The organism is Bacillus sp. mrc49 (assembly GCF_002803435.1).
In genome coordinates this window covers 43,864-50,449 of record NZ_PHNG01000673.1, presented here as the reverse complement: position 1 = coordinate 50,449, position 6,586 = coordinate 43,864, and the positions used below count along the sequence as shown (strand labels likewise).

Sequence of the window (6,586 nt, the reverse complement as noted above, 5' to 3'; positions counted from 1 at the left end):
TATATCTAATTTTTAATTGTAAACACAATGAAAAGATTATATCACATAATGGTGTGATGTTTTTAAGTTTATTTGGCAATAAAAAAGACTTGCCGATTAAGGGCAAGTCTCTGAATGTAGACAATTCGATTTTAGTTTTATAAAATCTGACCGTTCCATTCCACTATGCGTGAGAACAAAGAACTGGCAGCCTGCTTGCTCCCAGTTTGATGATTTGGATGATGAACCTTTCGTTTCACTGCGAGTGCTCGCTTTCCGCGGGCGGTCCGTGAGCCTCCTCGGCTTTTAGCCTGCGGTGTCTCACCGTCGACACGCATTTCCCGCAGGAGTCTCGCACCCTCCGTTCCACTTCACTCTGCGTGAATACGAAACTGGCAGCCTGCTTGCTCCCAGTTTGATGATTTGGATGATGAACCTTTCGTTTCACTGCGAGTGCTCGCTTTCCGCGGGCGGTCCGTGAGCCTCCTCGGCTTTTAGCCTGCGGTGTCTCACCGTCGACACGCATTTCCCGCAGGAGTCTCGCACCCTCCGTTCCACTTCACTCTGCGTGAATACGAAACTGGCAGCCTGCTTGCTCCCAGTGTGATGATTTGTATGATGAACGTTTCATGTCACTGCGAGTGCTCGCTTTCCGCGGGCGGTCCGTGAGCCTCCTCGTCTTTTAGCCTGCGGTGTCTCGCGTGGACACGCATTTCCTGCAGGAGTTCTGTACCTCTTCAAGAATGACTCGGTAATATCATGACTAGTTTAAAAGATTATCTATGCGAAGTAAAAGAGGGAAAAAAGTGAGTACCACTCATTCATATCTCGAATTCGAAAAGCCAAAAGGTTTCGGAATGAGACTTCCGAAGCCTTTTGGCTTACAAGAGCTACGACTTGCCGATTTAGGGCAAGTCTTTTTGTCAGTCGCGCATCGATTCAAATTCGTTCATCGCTTCTACATTTGAGTCTTTTTGGATAATGAAGGCTTGGGAAGGAATGGCGATTTGGACTTCTTCTCGTTCGAGTATCTCCATTATTTTAAAGTTGACGTCTTCCTTGATGGATAAATATCCGCCAAAGTCAGTTGCATTGGTAAAGAAGTAAAGATAGAGATTGAAACCGGAATGACTGAATTCATCAAATTTGACGAGTATCGTTTCCGGATGCACTTCTTTGTGCTCGATCAGCATAGTCTCGATGTCTTTAATGACATTTTCCAGCTTTTCCTTTGGGGTTGTAACGTTCACACCCAAATGGAAGGCGATTTGGCGTTTCCCCATCTTGGACCAGTTGATGATCGGTTCGTTCGAGAGGGTCGCATTCGGTACGGTAACGAGCGCCTGGGCAAAGGTCCGCACTTTGGTGCTTCGGAACGTGATGTCTTCAATCGTGCCTTCCACACTGGGGGTTTTGATCCAATCGCCTATGGTGAATGGCTTCTCGGTAACGATGACGATTCCTCCGAAGAAATTGCTGACGGTATCCTTGGCAGCAAGAGCGAAAGCTAATCCGCCCAAGCCAAGTCCTGCAACAAATCCGTCGACATTGAATCCCCATTCTTCCGCAATGATGGATGCTCCAAAAGCGATGATGATCAATTTAATGATTTTTGTGAAAAACGGCAGGACAATTTGGTCAACTTCCAGGCCGAATTTACTTACAAGCTTCGGAAATAAAATGGTCAAGATCGAACTGATATTGAAAATCGTCCAAAAGAATAGGAAAACAAAAAACGATCTGTAAATTTTTGATTTGAGTTCATCCGAAGGTGAGTCAATCGGAAAATAGTTCAAGGAAATAATGACACCGATTAATACGATAAGCCACCTTACCGGCCTTTCCAAAGCGAGCATTAAGTTGGCGGCAAATTCAATTTTTCGTTTTTCAGCAATTCGAAGAAAGAATTTGAATATATATGTAGTGAACACTTTCCGAAGTAAAAGAAAGATTAGGAAAATGCCGATTGTAATTCCTAATTGGGTCCAGGCATCGATTCCATCGAATTGATTTAGTGATTTAGAAACTTCTTGCAATGTATTACTCCTCCAATGTATCTTGTAGTATTGTAGAATACTAAGATTATAATATATCCATGCTGAAAAAGGAAAAATTATTGATGATTAAAGGAAGCGAGATCCACATAAATGCTTTTTCAAGTTATTAATGGCAAGGATATATGGTAATATGGATGCAAAGTGACTTTTTAAGTTTGGAAGGTGGAAATATTGACTAAGAAAATAGTGTTTACCGGTGGCGGTTCTGCCGGTCATGTATCAGTTAATGCAGCAATCATCCCAGAATTCCTCAAGCAGGATTGGGATGTTACCTATATTGGTTCAAAAAAAGGCATCGAAAAAGATATTATCGAAAAGGAATTTCCCGAGGTGCGTTATGAAACGATTTCCGTTGGGAAATTCCGTCGGTATCTTTCCATTGAAAATATGAAAGATCCTTTCAGGGTCATAAAAGGGATTTTTGATGCAAGGAAAATTTTAAAAAAGGAAAAGCCCGATTTCATCTTCTCTAAAGGTGGATTCGTTTCCGTTCCCGTCGTTTTGGCAGGGAGGATGCTGAGGATTCCGATCGCCATACATGAATCGGATTATACTCCTGGACTTGCGAATAAAATTGCCATGCCACTTGCATCAAAAATATTCACGACCTTCCAGGAAACCGAAAAAGGCCTTCCACATGATAAGGCGATGTATCTGGGGGCTGTATTGCGGGATGGAATTTTCAAGGGAAACGCTTCTGCCGGCAAGGCATTCTGCGGGTTTACAAGCAAAAAACCGGTGTTGCTCGTCATGGGCGGCAGCCTTGGGGCAGTGAAAATCAATAACTTGATCACTGATAATCTCGATGTCTTATTAAAGGAATACCAGATCATTCACATTTGTGGAAAAGGACATGTGAAAACGGAATTGAAACAACCAGGATACGCACCATTCGAATTCGTCCATGAGGAGTTATTCGACCTTCTGGCGGCTGCAGATGTGGTCGTGTCAAGGGCTGGATCCAATTCAATTTTTGAATTCCTTGGTTTGCAAAAGCCGATGCTGTTGATCCCCCTAAGTGCAAATGCATCACGTGGAGATCAGATCCTCAATGCATCCAGCTTTGAAAAACAGGGATTTTGTAAGGTCCTTCAAGAAGAAGAGTTGAATGATCGGGTTTTCAAAGACACACTAGCAGAATTGGTCGATCAATCCGGTGCATATCAGGAGAAAATGCGTCAAAAACGTCCATTCAAGACCGCTTCAGAAATGTATGATTTATTACTTGAAGTCATGACAGCAAAAAAATAAGTATCAATCCCCTCCTTGAAGCATATCTATTTCTTGAACAGAGGAGGGGGCAGTATGGCTTATGAATATTCCAAGGGGTGGTTCATCCAGCAATTAAAAGCCGGAGGGATAAGCTATCACCCAATCGAGAAGAAAAAGCTCGAGCTTTATAAAACACATATTTTAAGGCGTTTATACGAAGACCTGAAGAAGAATTAACCATAAAAATAACCGCAACGTCATTGGCGTTGCGGTTATTTTTATTTAAAGGAAATGGCTGATGACAGGAAAGAAGCATGAAATCAGGATACCTGCAATCGCCATGGCCGCACCGGCAACAGCTCCGGTAAACTCGCTCTCCTGAGCCGCTTGCGCCGTTCCAAGACCATGAGCGATGGTCCCATATGCGATACCGCGGGCAAAGGGCATAGTAATGTTCAATTTATCCATCATTTTCGGAGCGATCATCGTTCCCAGCACACCGGTCAAAATGACGAAGGCTGCCGATATATTGGAATCACCGCCATAAAGCTCGGTGATTTCCACCGCGATTGGCACGGTTATCGACTTAACCGCCAAGCCTTGAAGGATGAATTGCGGCAGTGAAAAGGCATGTGCAATGGTGAAGGCGATGGCCAAGGTGACCATAAGGCCCAATATCATCCCGCTAATCGCCGGTATCGCATATTTAACGATTATCCTTCTATTTTTATAAAGCGGAACAGCCAAGGCGACGGTTGCAGGACCGAGGAAATAGGAGATGATATCCTTTGCTGGGGAATAATCATCAAAATCCAAACCGGTGGCCAATAAGATGAGAATGATGGTGATAGTACTGAAAAATACAGGCGTTGTAAAAGGTGATGGGCGTTTGGCATATAATTTCCGTCCCATATAATAGGCAAGGAGAGTTATCAAGATGCTATAAGGTGTGATTAGCGCTGTCATGCTGATTGACCTCTCCTCTTTGAGAAAATTTCTGAACGGTCCATGCGGAAACGATGAATCCGAAAATCAAGCTGACTCCAAGTGTAAGTGCCAAAGGAAAACCGAATTCAATAAATAGCCATCCCATGGTCATTAAACTGATGGAAATGGGAATAAAGAAAAAGGCGAGGTGCTTCACTAAGAATCCTGAAGCCAGTTCAATCCACTCGACCTTTAAAACCTTCGTTTGTAATAAAATGAATAATAAAATCATGCCGATGACATTGCCTGGGATGGGTAAATGACATAAGTCAGCCAAATAATAGCCGAGCTTGCAAATGACGAGCAGCACGGTAAGTTGCACGGGAAAAGCCAATATTTTTTTCATGATTAAATCCTTTCAATGACGCTTTGAATATATCGTTGAATTGGTCAATTGTATTCATTATAAAAAAATATCCTTAAAAAGAATAGGGAATTGCAACATTCTTTTCGGTGCAACTCTTGAAAACGGGAAAAAGAGCTATCCAATTTTGGAAGCTCCCGTCCTATATATGAAAAGATAAGCAAATTTTTATGCTTCGAGTAATTGCTGTTCGTCATCATCATGCTGCCTAAGGATATGAAAGGTGTACAAATCTTTAGGGATTTCGAACAAATCGAAGATATCTCCTTCATGATTGATCTGATCATAAAGGGACTTTCTTGTATCATTGGCATTGACGGCATAAGGAAGCTTTTCAGCAGCTTTGATCGAACGGATATTTTTTTTGCGGATTCGCATGAAGACCGTCTCCAGTCCGAGCTCAAAGAAAAGCTCTTTAAAGAAAGCGTCTTTTGCGATTGCATTATATCCTTTTCCATGATAAGACTTGCCAAGCCATGTGCCTAAGAAACCTGCACCATTTTCAATGTCGTATAAAGAAATGCAACCGATCGGATTTTCCCATTCGTCCAGGATCGTTCGTGAAATCAGTTCCCCAGCTTCTTCTGCCTCGATCGTTTGCTTAGTAATGAATACATATTCTTCATATGAATCTACTTTATGGCGCACGAAAGGGAAGACATCTGGATGCGTCATTTGTTCATAAAGAGAAAAACAATCTGAGAAATCTCTCTTTTTTAACATTTCCGTCCCTCCGTTTGAGGGCAGTTTTTATGCGTAGTCGCTGCCCACCCTCGAAATTTTTTAAGTCGTTCATCAAAAAATTTCGGGGTGGGAATCGAACCCACTAGAACCGGAAACCGGTGGCGCACCATTTGCCTTCCCTATTTTTATTGTCAGAAATTATATAAATCTAAAGAAGCTTACGAAGGTATAATACTAAAAAAAAATCGGTTTGGGAATAGGTTTTTTGCCTTTTTTTTTCGTCAAATTCCAACTTTTTTTCGACGTGTATAAATAGCGGGCAAACGCCTGCATTTCTCCCTTGAAAATGCGGCTTTTCGCCTGTTTTTCAAGGAGGAAATGATACAATCCTTAAAACTTTCCTGTGTACTGCATGCATAAAATGATGGCTCCAAGCGCCCATACGTAAATGGAGAATATTTTAAGCGACCGTTTCTTTAGGAAGTCGATCATCCATACCACTGCGATATACCCAAAGATAGCTGCTGCAAGGGTCCCGACAAAAAGGGCAGTAAGGGGAAGCCGCTCAACCTCCCCTGTGAAAATTGGCTTCATCTGAAATACAATGCCGCCAGTAATGGCTGGAATCGAAAGCAAAAAGGAAAAATAGGCGGCAGTGGCCCTATCCAACTTGCAAAAAAGCCCAGCAGCTATCGTAAGGCCTGAACGCGAAAGTGCAGGCATGATCGCAGCAGCCTGGAAGGTTCCGATGATCAAAGCATCTTTGACGGAAATTTCATTGAGTGATTTTCCGCCCTTTCTGATTCCGTCCGCTACCCATAAAATCAATCCAGTTGCTAAAAATTCCCAGCCGATGGTCACACCTGTTTTCGAAAGGCCATCAAACCAATCGCTGAGTAAAAGGCCGGCAATCACTGCAGGGATTGTCCCGGCAATGAGGACCAAGGTCAGTCTGGAAAAAGGATTTTTCAAAATGGAGAGGATGTCATTCTTATAAACCACCAATAATGCCAGCAACGTTCCGATATGAAGCATGGTATCGAGAAAAATGCCTGCTTCATCAAGATGGAATAAATGCCTCCCCAAATATAAATGTCCGGTGCTCGATATAGGTAAAAACTCCGTCAGGCCTTGAATGACCCCAAGGATGAAGGCCTGGAATTCGTTCAGCAAATTCATCACTCCATTCCTGAAAATATCGGAAATTCCATTATTTTATCTTTATGCACCAGCTGGTTGAACATGTCCGCATATTTTGTCGTTGAGGATTTAGCAAAAAAGGTTCTCTCCTTTACTTTTCTTC

General features: G+C 42.7%; 7 protein-coding genes. 2 read left to right on the top strand and 5 right to left on the bottom strand.

The window, feature by feature from the left end; all coding sequences use genetic code 11:
* Positions 1 to 902: 902 nt before the first annotated feature.
* A complete protein-coding gene (locus tag CVN76_RS10505) occupies positions 903 to 2,015 on the bottom strand; it encodes a mechanosensitive ion channel family protein (RefSeq protein ID WP_232732166.1) in 1,113 nt (370 codons plus the stop codon).
* Positions 2,016 to 2,198: 183 nt separating this feature from the next.
* Between CVN76_RS10505 and CVN76_RS10500 the strand changes: the two genes are divergently transcribed.
* Complete coding sequence (locus CVN76_RS10500; protein WP_232732164.1) at positions 2,199 to 3,287, top strand: undecaprenyldiphospho-muramoylpentapeptide beta-N-acetylglucosaminyltransferase; 1,089 nt, start codon at positions 2,199 to 2,201, stop codon at positions 3,285 to 3,287.
* 54 nt (positions 3,288 to 3,341) lie between these two features.
* Positions 3,342 to 3,485 carry a DUF2639 domain-containing protein gene (locus CVN76_RS10495; RefSeq protein WP_081092263.1) on the top strand — a complete coding sequence of 48 codons (144 nt, stop codon included), beginning with the start codon at positions 3,342 to 3,344 and terminating at the stop codon, positions 3,483 to 3,485.
* 45 nt (positions 3,486 to 3,530) lie between these two features.
* Here the strand turns inward: CVN76_RS10495 and CVN76_RS10490 are convergent, their stop codons facing one another.
* The 4 genes from CVN76_RS10490 to CVN76_RS10475 all read right to left on the bottom strand — a co-directional run bounded on the left by CVN76_RS10490 (position 3,531) and on the right by CVN76_RS10475 (position 6,453).
* On the bottom strand, positions 3,531 to 4,214 hold the full coding sequence (locus CVN76_RS10490; RefSeq protein WP_100531206.1) for an LrgB family protein: 684 nt from the start codon (positions 4,212 to 4,214) through the stop codon (positions 3,531 to 3,533).
* Positions 4,189 to 4,581 (bottom strand): CidA/LrgA family protein, encoded by a 393-nt coding sequence (locus CVN76_RS10485; protein ID WP_100531205.1) that lies wholly within the window; start codon positions 4,579 to 4,581, stop codon positions 4,189 to 4,191. The genes CVN76_RS10490 and CVN76_RS10485 overlap by 26 nt, the downstream gene beginning before the upstream one ends.
* 186 nt (positions 4,582 to 4,767) lie before the next feature.
* Complete coding sequence (locus CVN76_RS10480; RefSeq protein WP_061140469.1) at positions 4,768 to 5,322, bottom strand: GNAT family N-acetyltransferase; 555 nt, start codon at positions 5,320 to 5,322, stop codon at positions 4,768 to 4,770.
* A 351-nt stretch (positions 5,323 to 5,673) separates the two neighbouring features.
* Positions 5,674 to 6,453, bottom strand: coding sequence for an undecaprenyl-diphosphate phosphatase (locus tag CVN76_RS10475; protein WP_100531210.1), 780 nt, complete (start codon positions 6,451 to 6,453; stop codon positions 5,674 to 5,676).
* Between the last annotated feature and the right edge of the window lie 133 nt (positions 6,454 to 6,586).

Coding starts and splice junctions, on each gene's coding strand:
- CVN76_RS10495 (WP_081092263.1), top strand. CDS start 3,342: ATGGCTTATGAATATTCCAAGGGGTGGTTCATCCAGCAATTAAAAGCC.
- CVN76_RS10490 (WP_100531206.1), bottom strand. CDS start 4,214: ATGACAGCGCTAATCACACCTTATAGCATCTTGATAACTCTCCTTGCC.
- CVN76_RS10485 (WP_100531205.1), bottom strand. CDS start 4,581: ATGAAAAAAATATTGGCTTTTCCCGTGCAACTTACCGTGCTGCTCGTC.
- CVN76_RS10480 (WP_061140469.1), bottom strand. CDS start 5,322: ATGTTAAAAAAGAGAGATTTCTCAGATTGTTTTTCTCTTTATGAACAA.